Raw genomic sequence first — 15,507 nt, 5'->3', positions numbered from 1 at the left:
CCGGGGTGAGCGTGTTGGTCGGTCGTCAACGCGGCGGCGTTGCATCCTGCGGATCGGACGTCGGTGTGGTGCCGCGCGGATCAGTGGTCGACGTGCTGGTGCCGGTGCGCACCGGCGGCGTGCCGGTCACCCTGTCGGGTGTGTTCGCCGTCGGGCTGTTGGGTACGCGGCCCGGTGCGCTGCCTTGCGGGCCCATCACACCGCCATGCTGGCCGTGCTGATCCATTTGGCCGCCCGTGGTGCCGCCAGTGCTGCTGTCGGCCTGTCCCGGCTGGCTGGTCATCGTACCGCCGGGTGCGCCGGTCTGGCCGGCGGTGCCGCCCGCCGATCCGCCCTGCGGGCTGGCGGTCTGTGCGGTCGCCACGGCGGGCAGCAACAGTGCGGCTGCGCCGAATAGTGCGAAGTAACGCATCTTGCCTCTCCTTGTAGATCGCCCTTCAACGGCAGCGTGGCGGGCGTCGTTCCCGCCCGGCCAAGGTAAATGGTCTTGATCCATATGTGTTTATGACGTTGGATCATGGCACCAAGGCCGCGAACGACGGTCACCAGGGCGGCGAGATGATGTGATCCCTTGTGCGATCACCGGGGCGGGACAGGAGAGACATAGCGTGACAATCGCGGCCATTGCTTTGCCCCGCCTGCTGCACATCGGCGGCGGCGCGTCGCGCCGACTGGCGGAGGTGCTGGCGACGCTGGGCCTTGCCCGGCCATTGATCGTCACTGACCCATGGCTGCTGGAAGCGGGGCAGGTCGCGGGCCTGTGTGCGGGGCTGGACGCGGCCGGGATCAATTATCGCCTGTTTGCCGACACTGTGCCCGATCCCACGGTCGCATCAGTCAAGGCGGGGCTCGCCTGCCTCAGTGCGGGCGATCATGATTGCGTCGTCGGGTTTGGCGGTGGCAGTCCGATCGACACGGCAAAGGCGATCGCGCTGCTCGTCGCACATGGCGGCACGATGGCCGACTATAAGGCGCCGCACGTGCAGGATGCGGCGGGGCTGCCGATCATTGCCATTCCGACGACGGCGGGGACGGGGTCGGAAGCGACCCGCTTCACCATCATCACCGACGAGACCACCGACGAGAAGATCCTGTGCGCCGGCCTCGCCTATCTGCCGGTCGCGGCGCTGGTCGATTACGAACTGACGTTCAGCATGCCGGCGCGGCTGACTGCCGACACGGGAATCGATTCGCTGACCCATGCGATCGAGGCCTATGTCTCGCGCCGCGCCAATCCGTTCAGCGACGGCATGGCGTTGCTGGCAATGCGCGCGATCGCGCCCAACCTGCGGCGGGTTTATGCCGATCCCGACGATGCCGCCGCGCGCGAGGCGATGATGTTGGGCGCGACGCAGGCGGGTATCGCCTTTTCCAACAGCTCGGTTGCGCTGGTGCATGGCATGAGCCGGCCGATCGGCGCGCATTTTCATGTGCCGCACGGCCTGTCCAACGCGATGCTGCTGCCGGCCGTGACGCGCTGGTCAGCGCCCGCCGCGCTCGCGCGCTACGCCACCTGCGCCCGCACGATGGGGGTCGCGGACGATGGTGATGGCGATCAGCTGGCGGTCGCGCGGCTGCTGGAGGAGCTTGCCGCGCTGAACCGCGATCTCGCGGTTCCCGGGCCGGCGGCATGGGGGATCGACGCCGCGCGCTGGCATGCGCTGGTGCCGGTGATGTGCGCGCAAGCGGCGGCGTCGGGATCGCCGGCCAACAACCCGCGCGTGCCCGATGCGGAGGAGATGGCGCAGCTTTATGCCGAGGTGTGGGCCGGCTGATCGGGCGGATCGGCCGGCCGTTTGCGCCTTAGTGCGCGACGACCGGTGCCGCCGTGCCGTCGTCCGCGTCCTCGTCGATCGCCACCACGCGCGGCAGGATCAGCTGGATCGCGGCGAGCGCCGCGAGATAGGTCAGCGAGCAGATCAGGAACATCGGCAGATATCCGTGACCGTTGTCGAGTGACCAACCGGCAAATTCGATCATCGCCATGCCCGAGAGATTCCCGGCAAAGGCACCAATACCGATCGCCGAGCCGACGATGCGCGCGGGGAAGATATCCGTCGTCAGGCCGAACAGGTTGGTCGAGAAACCCTGATGAGCGAACAGGCCGAGCCCGAGGATCGCGGCGGCCACCCAGGCGCTGTCGACACCGACCAGCACGGGGATAGGGACGATCAGCAGTGCATAGATCAGCATCGACGTCTTGCGCGCGGCATTGACGCTCCAGCCGCGGCGCAGCAGCCGCGCCGGCAGGAAGCCGCCGCTGAGGCCGCCCAGCGCCGCCATGAAATAGACGAAGGCGACCGGCAGCCCCAGCGTGCCCTGCGACAGGCCGAAGGTGCGGTGGAACATGTCGGGCATGAAGAACAACAGGAACCACCAGACCTGATCGGTCAGCGCCTTGCCCAGGATCACTGCCCATTGCCGGCGATCCTTCAGCAGGCTGCTCCAAGCGATCTTGGGCGCGGCGGCATCGCGCGCGGCATTGGGCTGCGGCGGGATGCGCATCATCAGCCAGGCGACGACCCACACCAGCCCGAGCCCGCCGGCGATGAGGAAGGTCGCCTTCCAGCCGAACATGAGCGCCATCACCGGGATCAGCAGCGGCGTCAGGATCGCGCCGATGTTGGGCGCGATCCCGACCAGCCCGAGCGCCACCGAGCGATCCTTGCCGCCGAAATAGGTCGCGGCGGTCTTCACCGCGGCGGGCGTGCCGATCGATTCGGCGGCGCCGAGTACCGCGCGCGAGGCAACGAAGCCGGAGACGGTGGTGGCGAAGGCATGCGCCATGCCGGCGAGGCTCCACACGCCGACACCGATCGCGAAGCCCCAGCGCAGGCCGATCTTGTCGATGAACCAGCCGGTGCCGAGGAAAGCGACCGCCGCCGCGAACTGGAAGGCGGAGGCCATGTGGCTGTAGTCGCGATCAGACCAGTCGAATTCCGCCTGCAGCGTCGGCTTCAGCAGCGCCAGTATCTGGCGATCGACATAGTTGAGCACGATGGCGACGAACACCAGCCCGAGCACGATCCAGCGGCGCCGATCGGCGATTGTCGTCGTCACAGGCCTGTTCCCCTCTTACCAGCCTGACCGATAGGATACCGTTGTCATATCTTCAATCGCGGAAGCGTCGATCCGCCATGATCGACCGCGAGCCTTGCCGTCAGGCGCTTTCCTCGCAGGCGATCTCATGCGCGGGAATGCGGGTGCCTTCTGCCTGGAAGCCGAGCGTGGCGCGGCGATGCACCGTGCCGGCGATATCTGCGACGAGGTACAGCGGGCGGCGTTTCGATTCGATGTACAGCCGGCCGAGATATTCGCCGATCATGCCGAGCACGAACATCTGCACCGCGCTGAGCACCGTCACCACCAGCATCGTCGAGGTCCAGCCCTGGACCGGATTGCCCTCGAAATACCCCCAGGCGATGTAGAACAGCAGCAACAGCGCAAGGCCCGCGAGCGCGACCGACGCATGGCTGGCGAAGCGCAGCGGCGCAGTGGAGAATCCGGTGACCGCGTCAAAGGCGAGCCGAAGCATCTTCGACAGCGGATAATTGGTTTCGCCCGCGTGCCGCTCCGCACGATCATAGGGGAAGGGCACCTGGCGGAAGCCGATCCACGCCACCATGCCGCGGATGAAGCGCGCCTGTTCGGGGAGCGACAAAAGCGCATCGAGCGCGCGGCGGCTCATCAGGCGGAAGTCCCCGGTGTCGAGCGGGATCGGCGTGTCGGTCAGCCGGTCGAGCAGGCGGTAAAAAGCGGCGGCGGTCGCCTTCTTGAACAAGGTTTCGCCGGCGCGCTTGCGACGGACGGCGTAGACGACATCGGCATTCTCGCGTGCCATCGTCGCGCGCAATTCGCCGAGCAATTCGGGCGGATCCTGAAGATCGGCGTCGATGATCAGGATCTGTTCGCCCGAGCACAGGTCAAGGCCGGCGGTCAGCGCCAGCTGGTGGCCGTGATTGCGCGACAGGTTGATCGCCACCAGCCGGGGATCGGTGGTGGCGAGATATTGCATGATCGCCCAGCTGTCGTCGCGCGAACCATCGTTGATCAGCACGATCTCGTGATCGTCGCCCACGGCGGCGCGCGCCGCCGCCGACACGCGTTGGTGCAACAGCGGCAGCGTGTCGGCTTCGTTATAGCAAGGAATGACGATCGAAAGGGCAGGGCGGTGCATCCGCGCGGCGTTACAGGATGCTCAGGCCTCCGTCACGACCTTGACGAGCATACCGGGACGAAGCGTGTCGCGATCAGACAGGCCGTTCAGCGTCATGAACCGGTCGCGCTGCGCATCGGTATAGGCCATCTGGCGCGACAGGCTGTCGATCGTGTCTCCCGCCTTGACCGTGACGATGCGCAGCTTCTTGCCGCGCACCTTGGCGGCATCCTGCGCCGTGATCGGCGCGACGCTGTCGACAAGGGAGGTGAACGGCCCGATACCGCGGCCGGCCGGCGTCACGATGGTCCAATAATAGGTGGCCGCGGGGAAGCGATAGGCAAGGACCGTGGCGTCGACCGACTGGCCGTTCGCGTTCGCGCGCACGGTGGAATAGGCGTAGTCCAGGTCGTTGGCGCGGCCGGCCTGCGCCGCCGGCGCGGCACTGGCACCCAGCGCGCGGAACTGCTGTGCGACGAAGGTGGGAAGGTCGCTGGTCGCCGCCGCGGCCTTGAACTGGGCCTGGCCACCGCTGCCGGCGACCGTCACCGCATCGCTGCCGTTGGCGATGCGATAGCCGGTCGGCGCGGTAAAGCGCAGGCGCATCACGGGATGGACGAAGGTCTGGCCGTTGACCACGCCCTGCCGGGGATCATCGTCATAGACCATGCCGTCGAGCCGGCGGAGGAACGCGACGTCCTGCTGCCCAACCGGTGCCGCGGCGCGACCGGTCTGCTGCGCCAATTGCCGTGCGCGCTGCACACGCTCGCGGCTGTTGGGGTGTGTCGATGCCCAGGTGGGTGTCCCGGTCTGTTGGCCCGCCAGCCGTGCATTAAGGCTGGTCGACGCGCCAAGCTGTTCCAGCATGTCGGCGGCGGCATAGGGATTGTAGCCGGCGCCGGCGATGTACCGCACTCCTAGCGCGTCGGCGGCATATTCCTGATCGCGGCCATATTTCAGCGTGTAGAGTTGCGCCGCGCTGCGCGCGCCGGCACCCGCCAGCTGACCGATCGCGCTGTTGCCGGCGACCGCACCGACCACCCCGGCGAGGAGCGATCCGATGCCGGCGGTACGTTGACGCCCGGCGGAGTGACGCGCGGCGACGTGACCCACCTCATGCCCCATCACGCTGGCGAGCTCAGCCTCGCTGTTCATCAGCGCGAGCAGCTGGCGCGTGACGTACACATAGCCGCCGGGGATGGCGAAGGCGTTCTCGACCGGCGAATTGAGCAGGACGACGGTGAAATCGCCCTGCGCGTTGGACAGGCCCGATTGCACTGCCACCCTTTTGCCGACCTGTTCGACATAGGCCGTCTGCGGCCCGTCATATTTGCCGCCGAACTCGGCCAGCAATTGCGGGTTGGCTTCCGCGCCCTGCGCCTTCTCACTGGCGGAGATCGACCGCGCCTGTGCGCTGACGGTGGCGGGGATGGTGACCGCCATGGTGGCGGCGGGGAGGGCGAGGGCGACGGAAAGCAGGCGAGTCATGCGGGGCAGGATCCTTTCGGTCCTGTCCTACGCCATGATCCCTGAACGGTTCCATCGCACCCCGCCCCGCCGAGAGCGGCCTTGGCTCAGGCGGCGCGCGCCTGCTCCTCGACGAGCCGCTGCAGGATCGTCAGCGGCACCGCGCCATATTGCAGCACCTCGTGGAACTGGCGCAGGTCGAACTTGTCACCGCGCAGCTTTTGCGCCGTCTCGCGCGCGCGGACCCAGGCGGCGTGACCCACCTTGTAGCTGCACGCCTGACCCGGCTGGGTGCAGTAACGCTCGATCTCGCGCTGCGAGCGCGGGCGGGCGAAGCCGACCGTTTCGACCATGTAATCGGTCGCCTGATCGCGAGTCCAACGCTTGGTATGGATGCCGGTGTCGATGACGAGGCGCGCGGCGCGGAAGAGATAGCTCTGCAGGAAGCCCGCCCGCTCCAGATCGTCGGCATAGCCGCCCAGTTCGTCGGCCAGGCTTTCGGCGTAGAGCGCCCAGCCCTCGCTATAGCCGCTGAAGAAGCTGAGGTTGCGCAACAGCGGCTGCGGCGCCTTTTGCGCGATCGAGATCTGCAGGTGGTGGCCCGGCACGCCTTCGTGATAGGTGAGGCTGGGCAGCGAATATTTCGGCCAGTCGCCGACGTTCTTCAGGTTGATCCAGTAGATCGCCGGGCCCGAGCCATCGAGCGCGGCGCGGCTGTAATAGCCGTTGGAGGCGCCGTCCTGAATGTCCACCGGCACCGCGCGAATGTCGAGCGGCTCGCTGGGCGGGTTGAGGATCGCCTGACCCAGCTTCGCGGTCATGGCCGCATTGCCCTCGTTCAGGCCCTTGATCAGCGCCGCGCGGCCTTCTGCGGTGTCGGGATAGACTTGTTCCGGCCGCACATTGAGCTCGTTCAGCCGCGCGCCGACATTGCCGCGCGTCAGGCCCTGCTTGCGCAGGATGGTGTCGAGCTGCGCGGTGATTTCCGCCACCTGGTCGAGGCCCATCTGATGGACCTCCGCCGGCGAGTATTTGGTAGTGGTCGCCTGCTCCAGCGCGGCGGCATAGATGGCGTCGCCCTGCGGCACGTCCCAGATGCCGGCGGAGCTACGCGCCTTCGGACGCAGCGCCTTGATCAGTGCGATCTGACGATCGAGTGCGGGGTAGATCTCACCCTCCACGATCTTTGCCGCGCGAGCCTGCCAGTCGCCGCCGATGTTCTTCGCCGCGGCGCGCTTCGCCACCGATTGCGCAAGGCCGCTGTCGGCCGCGGGTTGACCGCGAAGCTTCGCCATCTGGCCAAGCGTCAGGTCAAGCGAGAAGTCGGGCGCGAGATAGCCGCGCGAGGCCTCTTCCTTCTGGTTCGCGGTATCCTGGTCGAGCCGCTTGGCGAAGGCGCCGAGGCGATCGAGATAGGCCTCGCAATCGGCCGCATTGTTGATCGTGTGCGAGGAATTCAGGAAGTCGGGCGTCGAGAAATAGCTGCCGCCCTGCTGGAAGATGGTGAAGGGGCGCTGCACGCCGTCCAGCTTGAAGCGATCATAGGGGATCGCGCGGCTTTCCAGCGAATAGAGGATCACTTCGCGATCGAGCTTCGAGCGGGTCGAGAGAGGCGCGGGATCGACGGCGCGGATCGCGGCGATTGCCTGCTTCAGCTCGGCGCGGGCGCTGGCCTTGCCGGCGGCCGACTGGTCGGTCAGGCGATGCTTGAGCGCGGCGTTGGCGCCCTTGTCCATGCCGAGCGAGGTCGCCAGTTCGGGCGACCGCTGCAGCGTCTGCGCGAAAACCTTGTCGAACAGGCTGTTGAGCTGGGCGTCAGCCGGGTTGGTGGCGGTGTTCGCGCCAGCGCCGGCCCCGCCGGTCTGCGCGCGGAGCGCGTCGGGGATCAGGGCAAAGACGGAGGCAGCGCTTGCCGAGGCAAGGAAGGAACGACGATCCAAGTGCTTAGGCCTTTCGGTAGGAGGGCTGACCGATCCTAGGCAAGGCAGTGATGTTGCCGCAAGCGGCCACGCGCACCGTCAGGCGCCGGGCCACCGCAGACAGGATCAGACGCGCTCGGCCGCGTTCACCGCGTCCGCCGCGCGCAGCGCCGCGATCAGCCGCATCAATTGGTGCGCATCATGCACTTCCACGTCGATGACATTGGTGTGGAATTGCGTGTCGCGGGTGTCGAGGCGCAGGTTGATGATGTTCGCCTTGTGCTGGCCGATGATCGTGGCGAGCACGCCCAGGGCGCCGGGCTCGTTCTTCACCTCGACCGACACGCGCGCCGTGGCGCCCTCGGTCTTGTTGCCCCATTTGACGTCGATCCAGTCGGTTTCCTCGTCCGATCGTTCGGCGAGTTCGGCCAGCGTCGGGCAGTCTATCCGATGTACCTCGATCGAGGCGTCGGGGCGGCGCAGGCCGACGATCCGGTCGCCGGGGACGGGGTGGCAGCATTCGCCCAGCTCATAGGCGACGCCGGGCGCGAGCCCCTCGATCGAGATCGCGGAGGATTGCGGTGGCGAATGAGCGACATCCGCCCCGGCCGAGCCGGGCATCAGTGCTTCCATCACCTGCGCATCGGTCAGCGTGCGGCGGGCGATCGCCTGCATCAGCGCTGCCTCGTCGGGCAGCTTCAGCCGGGTCAGCGCATGGGCCATGGCGTCGGCGCCGAGCGGGGCGGGCAGGCGAGTGACGATATCCTCGTAGAGCTTGCGGCCGAGCGCGATCGTCTGTTCGCGCTCCACCTGCCGCAGATGCCGTCGGATCGCGGCCAACGCCTTGCCGGTGATCGCGAAGTTCAGCCAGTTGGGCTGGGGCGTCTGCGCCTTCGACCGCAATACCTGGACCTGGTCGCCGTTTTCGATCGCGGTGCGCAGCGGCACCACGCGACCATTGATCTTCGCGCCGACCGCCTGATCGCCAAGGTCGGTGTGGACCGCGTACGCGAAGTCGATCGGCGTCGCGCCCTTGGGCAGCTGGATCAACTCGCCCTTCGGCGTGAAGGCGAAGATGCGATCCTGATACATCGCCATTCGGGTATGTTCGAGCAGCTCCTCGGGGCTGCCCGCGGTGTCGAGGATCTCCACCAGGTCGGCGATCCAGCCCTGCTGCGTCTGCGGGCTGATCTTCTCGCCCTGCTTGTAGGCCCAGTGGGCGGCGAGGCCGAATTCCGCCTCCGCGTGCATTTCCTCGCTGCGGATCTGGATTTCGACGCGCTGATTTTCGTCATGGATGACGGTGGTGTGCAGCGAACGGTAACCGTTGCGCTTTGGCGTCGAAATATAGTCCTTGAACCGGCCCGGCACCATCGGCCAGCGGCGGTGGATATGCCCGAGCGCGGCGTAACATTGGTCCTCATCCTTCACGATGGCGCGAAAGGCCATGATGTCGGACAATTGCTCGAAGTTGATGTGCCGTTCCTGCATCTTGCGCCAGATGCTGTACGGGTGCTTCTCACGACCGGAGACCTCCGCCTCGATCCCGTGGCGGGCGAGCAGGTCCTTCAGGCCCTGCTTGATCTTCTCGATCCGGTCGCCGCCGCCGGCCTGAAGTTGCTGCAGTCGCCGGGTGATCGACTCATACGCTTCCGGCTCGAGCTGCTGGAAGGCGAGCGTCTGCATCTCCTTCATGAACTCGTACATGCCGATCCGCTCGGCGAGCGGGGCGTAGATATCCATCGTTTCGCGCGCGATGCGCTTGCGCTTGTCCGGATTCTTGATGTGGTGGAGCGTGCGCATGTTGTGCAGCCGGTCGGCCAGCTTCACCAGCAGCACGCGGATGTCGCCCGACATGGCGAGCAGGAACTTGCGCAGGTTTTCCGCCGCGCGCTCGCTTTCGGTCTGCGCCTCGATCTTGGACAGCTTGGTCACGCCGTCGACCAGCCGCGCGACATTGTCGCCGAAGATCTGGCGGATCTGGTCGCTGGTGGCGACCGTGTCCTCGACGGTATCGTGAAGGATCGCGGTGGCGATCGTCTCATCGTCGAGGTGAAGCTCGGTCAGGATGCCGGCGACTTCGATCGGGTGGCTGAAATAGGGATCGCCGCTGGCCCTTTTTTGCGTGCCATGCGCGTTGACCGAAAACACATAGGCGCGATTGAGCAGCGCCTCGTCCGCCTCCGGGTCATACTCAAGGACCCGATCCACAAGTTCATATTGCCGCAACACGGCATCGACTTGAGCAGCCGCCCCGCGCTTTGCAACAGAAAACACAGGATAAACGAAAAGGGCCCGCCCCGTCGGGGGCAGGCCCTTCTCCGTTTATCGGCGGGAGCGCCGATCAGTTGGCGGGCGCAGCGTTCGCGCTCGCCTTGGCAGCGACGGCCTTGCCGCCCTTCGCCTTGGCATTGCAGGTATCGAGTGCGACGGCGTCGAACGCCTGGCCATTGGCAGTGAAAGCGGTGAGCGCGCCAGTGCTGCGCGCGACCAGCTGGCAGGCGGCCATGTCACGCATCGGCGCATTGGTGGCGACATAGGCACCGTTGCGCAGCATCCACGGCGTGTCACGGGTCATCAGAACGGTCTTGGTGGGCGTTTCGGCCGGCGTGGCGACATAGGCGCCATTGGTCTGCGCATGGGCTCCGAAGGACGCCAGCAGCGCGGCGGAAGCGAGTACCGACTTGGCAAGCATGCGAATCATGTGGGCTCTCCCAAAACCTAATAAGCGCGACGTAGATGCCGCACATGCGAGTTTCAATAGGCAACTCGCATGTGCGAGTTGCAATCGGCAACTTTTATTTGGTACTCGGCGCATGGAGCGGGATGCGCTACCTTGTTGCGTGAGAAGGAGTATCGATGGGTGAGTTGCGCGAGCCGCTAGGGGAATGCAGTCTTCCCGCCGCGCTGGAATCGATGGGCGAGCGCTGGGCGTTCCTGATCCTGCGCGCGGCCTTCAACGGGCTGAAGCATTTCGAGGAATTCCAGTCCGAGCTCGGCATCGCGCGCAACATCCTGGCCAACCGCCTGTCCCGCTTCGTCGATCACGGTATCATGGAGCGCCGGTCACTGGTCGAGGACCGGCGCAAGATCGCCTATCACCTCACCGACAAGGGTTATGCGCTGCTGCCGACGATGGTCGCGCTTCGGCAATGGGGGGAGAAGTGGGAGACCGGTTGCCCGGCCTTCCCGATCCTGGTCGATGCGCGCGACAACCGGCCGATCCAGCAGGTGGCGGTGCTGAGCCACGACGGCCGTCCGCTGGGGAAGGGTGACATGCACTGGGCGCTGCCCGGCGACCTCGACGCGCCGGAGCGCAACGCCGCTGAGTAAGCGGGCCGGGCGGGGGCGTCGTGCCCGGTGCCCGGTGCCGCGTCCCTAGAGAAACAGTTCGGCCAGAAAGTCGCTCATCGCCTTCCAGCTGCGACGGTCGGCATTCTCGTCATAGCCGAAGCCGGGGGTGCGGCCGGCCGGGACTGAGGTGTCGGTGAAGGCGTGGCCTGCATGGCCATAAGCGTGGATCTGCCAATCGGCCTTGCCCGCGGTTAGCTCCTGACCTAGCGCCACCATCGTGTCCGGCGGGCAGAGCGGATCTTCCCAGCCGTGGCAGATCAGCAGCTTCGCCGTAATCGGATCGACATTGGCGTAATCCGGCCGATCGTAGACGCCATGGAAGCTGACTCCGCCCAGGATCGGCAGCCCGGCGCGCGCCATGTCGAGCACGCATTTGCCACCAAAGCAGAAGCCGATCGCCGCCACGCGGGGGGGATCGACCGAGGCGAAGCCGCGCAACGCTGCGAGCGAGGCGGCAAGCCGATCGCGCAGCAGGCCTCGGTCGGCATCGAGTTCGTCCATATATTCGGACACGTTGCTGCTTTCGCGCGTCTTGCGCCGGCCCTGGCCGAACACGTCGCAGGCCAGCGCGACATAGCCGAGTTTGGCGAGATCCTCCGCCTTCTGGTTGTCAGCTTCCTTTTGCCCCAGGATGTTGGGGCAGACGAGCACGCCCGGGCGCTGCGTCTCGACCTCATCCTCCCAGGTGATCACGCCCTCGAACGGGCCGCCGGGGCCATCATACACCAGGGTCTGCCGCACGATCGCCATCGCAATTCTCCTTTGGCGCGAACTTAAACCTTTCCCTGCGCGCTTGTCGAAGGGCGCCTCCACTCTCTAACAGCGCGGCCAATCACAGGCGTCATTGCCAACGGGAGATATCGATGCCCAAGCTCGTCCTGATCCGCCACGGCCAGTCGGCGTGGAACCTCGAGAACCGCTTCACCGGCTGGTGGGACGTCGACGTGACGGAAAAGGGCGCGGCCGAAGCCAAGGCGGCGGGCGAGCTGATGGCGGCGAAGGGCCTCGATTTCGACCTGACCTTCACCTCGCTGCAGACCCGCGCGATCAAAACGCTGAACCTGGCGCTGGAGGCGATGGGTCGGCTGTGGCTGCCGACCGAGAAGCATTGGCGCCTGAACGAGCGCCATTATGGCGGCTTGACCGGCCTCAACAAGGCGGAGACTGCGGCAAAGCATGGCGAGGAGCAGGTGCATATCTGGCGCCGCAGCTTCGACATTCCGCCGCCCGTGGCCGACGCCGGCGGGCGGTACGACCTCAGCAAGGATCGCCGCTATGCCGGGATCGACATTCCCGCGACGGAGAGCCTGAAGGACACGATCGCCCGCGTCCTGCCGTATTGGGAGGAGCGGATCGCGCCGGCGCTGAAGGATGGACAGCGTGTGCTGATCTCCGCGCACGGCAATTCGCTGCGCGCGCTGGTGAAGCATCTGTCGAACATCCCGGACGACGAGATCACCAGCCTGGAGATCCCGACCGGCCAGCCGATCGTCTATGACCTGGACGACGATCTGCGCGCGCTTGACCGCTATTACCTCAGCGAACGCTGAGGCCCGACGCAAAGGCCAATTAGCATGACTGACAATGGTACGCGCGGCGGCCTGCTGCTGGGGCTGGGCGCGTACACGATGTGGGGCGTGCTGCCGCTCTACTTTCGCCTGCTCGCGTCGGTGCCCGCGCTGGAGGTGCTGGCGCATCGGGTGGTCTGGTCGGCGGTCCTGCTGATCCTGGTGGTCAGCGTAATGCGGCGCTGGAGCGCCATCCGGGCGGCGGTGAACGCGCGCACGATCGCGATGCTGGTGGCGAGCGCGGTGCTGATCGCGATCAACTGGTTGATCTACATCTGGGCGGTGAACAACGGCCAGACGCTGGCTGGCAGCCTTGGCTATTTCATCAACCCGCTGGTCAACGTCGCGCTGGGTGTCGCCATCCTCGGGGAGCGGCTGCGCAAGTGGCAGGGTGTCGCGATCGCGATCGCGGCGGTGGGCGTCATCATCATGGCGCTGTTTGCGATTGATACGCTGTGGATCTCGCTGACGCTTGCCGCCTCGTTCGGCATCTATGGCCTGGTGCGCAAGGTGGTGGCGATCGACTCCCTTGGCGGGTTGCTGATCGAGACGCTGCTGCTGGCGCCGCCGTCGCTTATCTTCCTGCTGGTTGCCGCGAGCGATGGAACGGGCGCGATGGGGCGTGACCTGTCGATCGACGTGCTGCTGGTGGTGCTCGGCGTGGTCACGGCGCTGCCGCTGCTGATGTTCGCGGCCGCCGCGCGCCGGTTGCCCTATTCAGTGCTGGCGCTGCTGCAATATGTCGCGCCGACGCTCCAGTTTTTCGTCGCCGTGGCGATTTTCGGCGAGCCGCTGCGGCCGCTGCACCTGGTCGTGTTCGGGCTGATCTGGATCGGCTGCGCGATCTTTGCGTGAGACAGCGTTCGCGCCAGCCGCACGGCGCGGCGGGCGGCGCGTGAGGCATTGGGGGCGACCGCCGCACCCTGATCAATGCGCGCCACGCACAGGTTCGCGCCCGGCGGCACCCGTGCTAACGACAGGCCTCCAGCACGCATAATGGAGGGAAGGACATGAACAGCCCGGATTCGACGGTGATCCGCCACCATCTGGTGCTCGCCAACCCCAGCCGCACCAGCTTCGATGGCCAGATCGTCGACACCTATGTCGAGACGGTGGAGCGGCTGGGGCAGCAGGTCGTGGTGCGCGATCTTTATGCGATGGGCTTTGACCCGGTGCTGCGCAACGAGGAGCGTCCGATCGAAGGCGACGGGCAGCTTTCCGACGATGTCGCGGCCGAGCTGGAGCTGCTCGGCGCGTCCGACATCCTGGTGCTGGTCTATCCGATCTGGTTCGCGTTGCCGCCCGCGATCCTGAAGGGTTATGTCGATCGCGTGCTGGGCTCCAACTACAGCTTCCGCGACGTGCAGGCGCAGGCCGGGCATCCGGCGGTGAAGGGCAAGCCGCTGCTGTCGTTCAGCACGTCGGGCACGTCGCTGGCCTGGCTGCACGAAAAGGGGCAGGTCGGGTCGCTGCGCGAGATCTTCGACGCTTATCTATGGCAGGGGCTGGGGATGACCCGGGCGGAGCATATCCGGATCGATTCGGTCGTGCCGGATATGGATGCCGATTACGCCGCCGAGCAGCTCGAGCGGGTCCGTTCCACTGCCGAGCGCACCTGCGCCATGCTGTTGAGCGATCGCCATTCGGCACGAACCGCGGGGGTGATGTCACGCACGAACGACTGATCCGGCGACTGAACGCCAGCGCGTCAGCCGCGCGCGCCCTCAGGCGGCGAACAGTTCCAGCTGTTGCTTCCTGGGGGCGACGATCGGCTTCAGTTCGGCCTTGTCCGTGAGCGCAATGGGCCGCCAATCATCGGCGACGATGAAGGGGCGGATCTTTGCGATCGACACGGTCAGTCGTGCCACGTCGGCGAGCCGAAGGCGGCGCCAGCGGCGGCTGGTGAGGATGTTCGCTACTGCCTTGGTGCCGAGCCCCGGCACGCGCAGCAGCAGTTCGCGCGGCGCGCGGTTCACGTCGACCGGGAAGCTGTCGCGGAACTTCAATGCCCAGGCGAGCTTGGGATCGATATCGAGCGGGAGCATGCCGGTGGCATCATCCGCCGCGGCGACGACTTCCTTCGGTTGAAAGCCATAGAAGCGCATCAGCCAGTCCGACTGGTAGAGGCGATGCTCACGCATCAGCGGCGGGCGCTGCAGTGGGAGGACGGCGGAGGCGTCCGGAATCGGGCTGAACGCGGAATAATAGACGCGGCGCAGATCGTAGCGGTCGTAGAGCGTCGCGGCCTTGGTAACGATGTCCCCGTCGGTCGCCGCATCGGCGCCGACGATCATCTGCGTCGATTGCCCGGCCGGTGCGAAGGTGGGGGCTGACTTGTAGCGCTTCTTCGCGTCGCGCGTGTCGAGGATCGAGGATTTCAGGCCCTTCATCGCGCCCTCGATCCGGCCATTGTCCTTTTCTGGCGCCAGTCGCTTCAAGCCGCTGACGGTGGGAAGTTCGACGTTGATCGACATGCGATCGGCGTAGAGCCCGGCCAGGTGGATCAATTCCGGATCGGCGTCGGGGATCGTCTTGAGGTGGATATAGCCGCGGAAATGGTGATCCTCGCGCAGCGAGCGGGCGACCTCGACCAGTTGCTCCATCGTGTAGTTGGACGAACCGATGATGCCGGAGGAGAGGAACAGCCCCTCGATATAATTGCGCCGGTAGAAGGAAAGGGTGAGGTTCACGACCTCCTTCGCGGTGAAGCGCGCGCGGCGGACATTCGAACTCTTGCGGTTGATGCAATAATGGCAGTCGAAGATGCAGCTGTTGGTGAGCAGGATCTTCAGCAGGCTGATGCAGCGGCCGTCCGGCGCATAAGCGTGGCAAATGCCCATGCCCTCGGTCGAGCCGATGCCCTTGCCGTCGCGCGAGTTGCGTTTAGTCGTCCCCGACGATGCGCAGGAAGCGTCGTATTTCGCTGCATCCGCAAGGATTTCCAGCTTCTGCCTGACATCGAGCTGCGCCATTTGTTCTATATAAGTTCCGCTCGAGCGCTTGTCGACCAACGATCGACGCTGGCGCAATCGCCGGCTACCGC

General features: G+C 66.2%; 14 protein-coding genes. 5 read left to right on the top strand and 9 right to left on the bottom strand.

Annotated features, from left to right (window positions below; translation table 11 throughout):
* Positions 1-25: 25 nt before the first annotated feature.
* A complete protein-coding gene (locus ACH0BU_RS02250; RefSeq protein WP_136450770.1) occupies positions 26-412 on the bottom strand; it encodes a hypothetical protein in 387 nt (128 codons plus the stop codon).
* Between the two features lie 196 nt (positions 413-608).
* Here ACH0BU_RS02250 and ACH0BU_RS02245 point away from each other — a divergent pair, with 196 nt between their 5' ends.
* On the top strand, positions 609-1,775 hold the full coding sequence (locus ACH0BU_RS02245; RefSeq protein ID WP_500263663.1) for an iron-containing alcohol dehydrogenase: 1,167 nt from the start codon (positions 609-611) through the stop codon (positions 1,773-1,775).
* Between the two features lie 28 nt (positions 1,776-1,803).
* On the opposite strand, the gene ACH0BU_RS02240 is transcribed toward ACH0BU_RS02245, so the two are convergent.
* From ACH0BU_RS02240 to ACH0BU_RS02215, 6 genes are all read right to left on the bottom strand, one after another.
* Positions 1,804-3,060, bottom strand: coding sequence for an MFS transporter (locus ACH0BU_RS02240; RefSeq protein ID WP_296219679.1), 1,257 nt, complete (start codon positions 3,058-3,060; stop codon positions 1,804-1,806).
* A gap of 100 nt (positions 3,061-3,160) precedes the next feature.
* A complete protein-coding gene (locus ACH0BU_RS02235) occupies positions 3,161-4,177 on the bottom strand; it encodes a glycosyltransferase family 2 protein (protein WP_296219677.1) in 1,017 nt (338 codons plus the stop codon).
* Between the two features lie 21 nt (positions 4,178-4,198).
* Positions 4,199-5,644 (bottom strand): M48 family metalloprotease, encoded by a 1,446-nt coding sequence (locus ACH0BU_RS02230; protein WP_314471407.1) that lies wholly within the window; start codon positions 5,642-5,644, stop codon positions 4,199-4,201.
* 86 nt (positions 5,645-5,730) lie between these two features.
* Positions 5,731-7,563 carry a DUF885 domain-containing protein gene (locus ACH0BU_RS02225; RefSeq protein ID WP_500263662.1) on the bottom strand — a complete coding sequence of 611 codons (1,833 nt, stop codon included), beginning with the start codon at positions 7,561-7,563 and terminating at the stop codon, positions 5,731-5,733.
* 105 nt (positions 7,564-7,668) lie between these two features.
* Positions 7,669-9,774 carry a RelA/SpoT family protein gene (locus ACH0BU_RS02220; protein WP_136450766.1) on the bottom strand — a complete coding sequence of 702 codons (2,106 nt, stop codon included), beginning with the start codon at positions 9,772-9,774 and terminating at the stop codon, positions 7,669-7,671.
* Positions 9,775-9,886: 112 nt separating this feature from the next.
* Entirely contained in the window at positions 9,887-10,246 is a 360-nt protein-coding gene (locus ACH0BU_RS02215; RefSeq protein ID WP_046409966.1) for a CC_3452 family protein, read from the bottom strand.
* A 155-nt stretch (positions 10,247-10,401) separates the two neighbouring features.
* Here ACH0BU_RS02215 and ACH0BU_RS02210 point away from each other — a divergent pair, with 155 nt between their 5' ends.
* On the top strand, positions 10,402-10,875 hold the full coding sequence (locus ACH0BU_RS02210) for a winged helix-turn-helix transcriptional regulator (RefSeq protein WP_046409968.1): 474 nt from the start codon (positions 10,402-10,404) through the stop codon (positions 10,873-10,875).
* A gap of 45 nt (positions 10,876-10,920) precedes the next feature.
* Here ACH0BU_RS02210 and ACH0BU_RS02205 read toward each other — a convergent pair whose 3' ends face one another.
* On the bottom strand, positions 10,921-11,646 hold the full coding sequence (locus tag ACH0BU_RS02205) for a dienelactone hydrolase family protein (RefSeq protein WP_296220207.1): 726 nt from the start codon (positions 11,644-11,646) through the stop codon (positions 10,921-10,923).
* Positions 11,647-11,759: 113 nt separating this feature from the next.
* On the opposite strand from ACH0BU_RS02205, the gene gpmA reads away from it, so the two are divergent.
* From gpmA to ACH0BU_RS02190, 3 genes are all read left to right on the top strand, one after another.
* Positions 11,760-12,446 (top strand): 2,3-diphosphoglycerate-dependent phosphoglycerate mutase, encoded by a 687-nt coding sequence (gene gpmA, locus ACH0BU_RS02200; RefSeq protein ID WP_125944140.1) that lies wholly within the window; start codon positions 11,760-11,762, stop codon positions 12,444-12,446.
* Between the two features lie 24 nt (positions 12,447-12,470).
* A complete protein-coding gene (rarD, locus tag ACH0BU_RS02195) occupies positions 12,471-13,319 on the top strand; it encodes an EamA family transporter RarD (RefSeq protein ID WP_500263661.1) in 849 nt (282 codons plus the stop codon).
* Positions 13,320-13,474: 155 nt separating this feature from the next.
* Complete coding sequence (locus tag ACH0BU_RS02190) at positions 13,475-14,149, top strand: NAD(P)H-dependent oxidoreductase (protein ID WP_296220203.1); 675 nt, start codon at positions 13,475-13,477, stop codon at positions 14,147-14,149.
* Between the two features lie 39 nt (positions 14,150-14,188).
* Here ACH0BU_RS02190 and ACH0BU_RS02185 read toward each other — a convergent pair whose 3' ends face one another.
* Positions 14,189-15,436, bottom strand: coding sequence for a putative DNA modification/repair radical SAM protein (locus ACH0BU_RS02185; protein WP_145120091.1), 1,248 nt, complete (start codon positions 15,434-15,436; stop codon positions 14,189-14,191).
* Positions 15,437-15,507: the final 71 nt, after the last annotated feature.

This window comes from Sphingomonas olei (assembly GCF_045369765.1).
In the GTDB taxonomy this organism is placed as follows: Bacteria; Pseudomonadota; Alphaproteobacteria; order Sphingomonadales; family Sphingomonadaceae; genus Sphingomonas; species Sphingomonas panaciterrae.
Note: the sequence above shows the minus strand (reverse complement) of the source record. Positions and strands in the feature narration are given on the sequence as shown.

What these genes read in the sequence shown, in the direction of transcription:
- ACH0BU_RS02190 (WP_296220203.1), top strand. Translation starts at nt 13,475, where the DNA reads ATGAACAGCCCGGATTCGACGGTGATCCGCCACCATCTGGTGCTCGCC.
- gpmA (WP_125944140.1), top strand. Translation starts at nt 11,760, where the DNA reads ATGCCCAAGCTCGTCCTGATCCGCCACGGCCAGTCGGCGTGGAACCTC.
- ACH0BU_RS02250 (WP_136450770.1), bottom strand. Translation starts at nt 412, where the DNA reads ATGCGTTACTTCGCACTATTCGGCGCAGCCGCACTGTTGCTGCCCGCC.
- ACH0BU_RS02215 (WP_046409966.1), bottom strand. Translation starts at nt 10,246, where the DNA reads ATGATTCGCATGCTTGCCAAGTCGGTACTCGCTTCCGCCGCGCTGCTG.
- ACH0BU_RS02205 (WP_296220207.1), bottom strand. Translation starts at nt 11,646, where the DNA reads ATGGCGATCGTGCGGCAGACCCTGGTGTATGATGGCCCCGGCGGCCCG.
- ACH0BU_RS02210 (WP_046409968.1), top strand. Translation starts at nt 10,402, where the DNA reads ATGGGTGAGTTGCGCGAGCCGCTAGGGGAATGCAGTCTTCCCGCCGCG.
- ACH0BU_RS02235 (WP_296219677.1), bottom strand. Translation starts at nt 4,177, where the DNA reads ATGCACCGCCCTGCCCTTTCGATCGTCATTCCTTGCTATAACGAAGCC.
- ACH0BU_RS02230 (WP_314471407.1), bottom strand. Translation starts at nt 5,644, where the DNA reads ATGACTCGCCTGCTTTCCGTCGCCCTCGCCCTCCCCGCCGCCACCATG.
- ACH0BU_RS02185 (WP_145120091.1), bottom strand. Translation starts at nt 15,436, where the DNA reads ATGGCGCAGCTCGATGTCAGGCAGAAGCTGGAAATCCTTGCGGATGCA.
- rarD (WP_500263661.1), top strand. Translation starts at nt 12,471, where the DNA reads ATGACTGACAATGGTACGCGCGGCGGCCTGCTGCTGGGGCTGGGCGCG.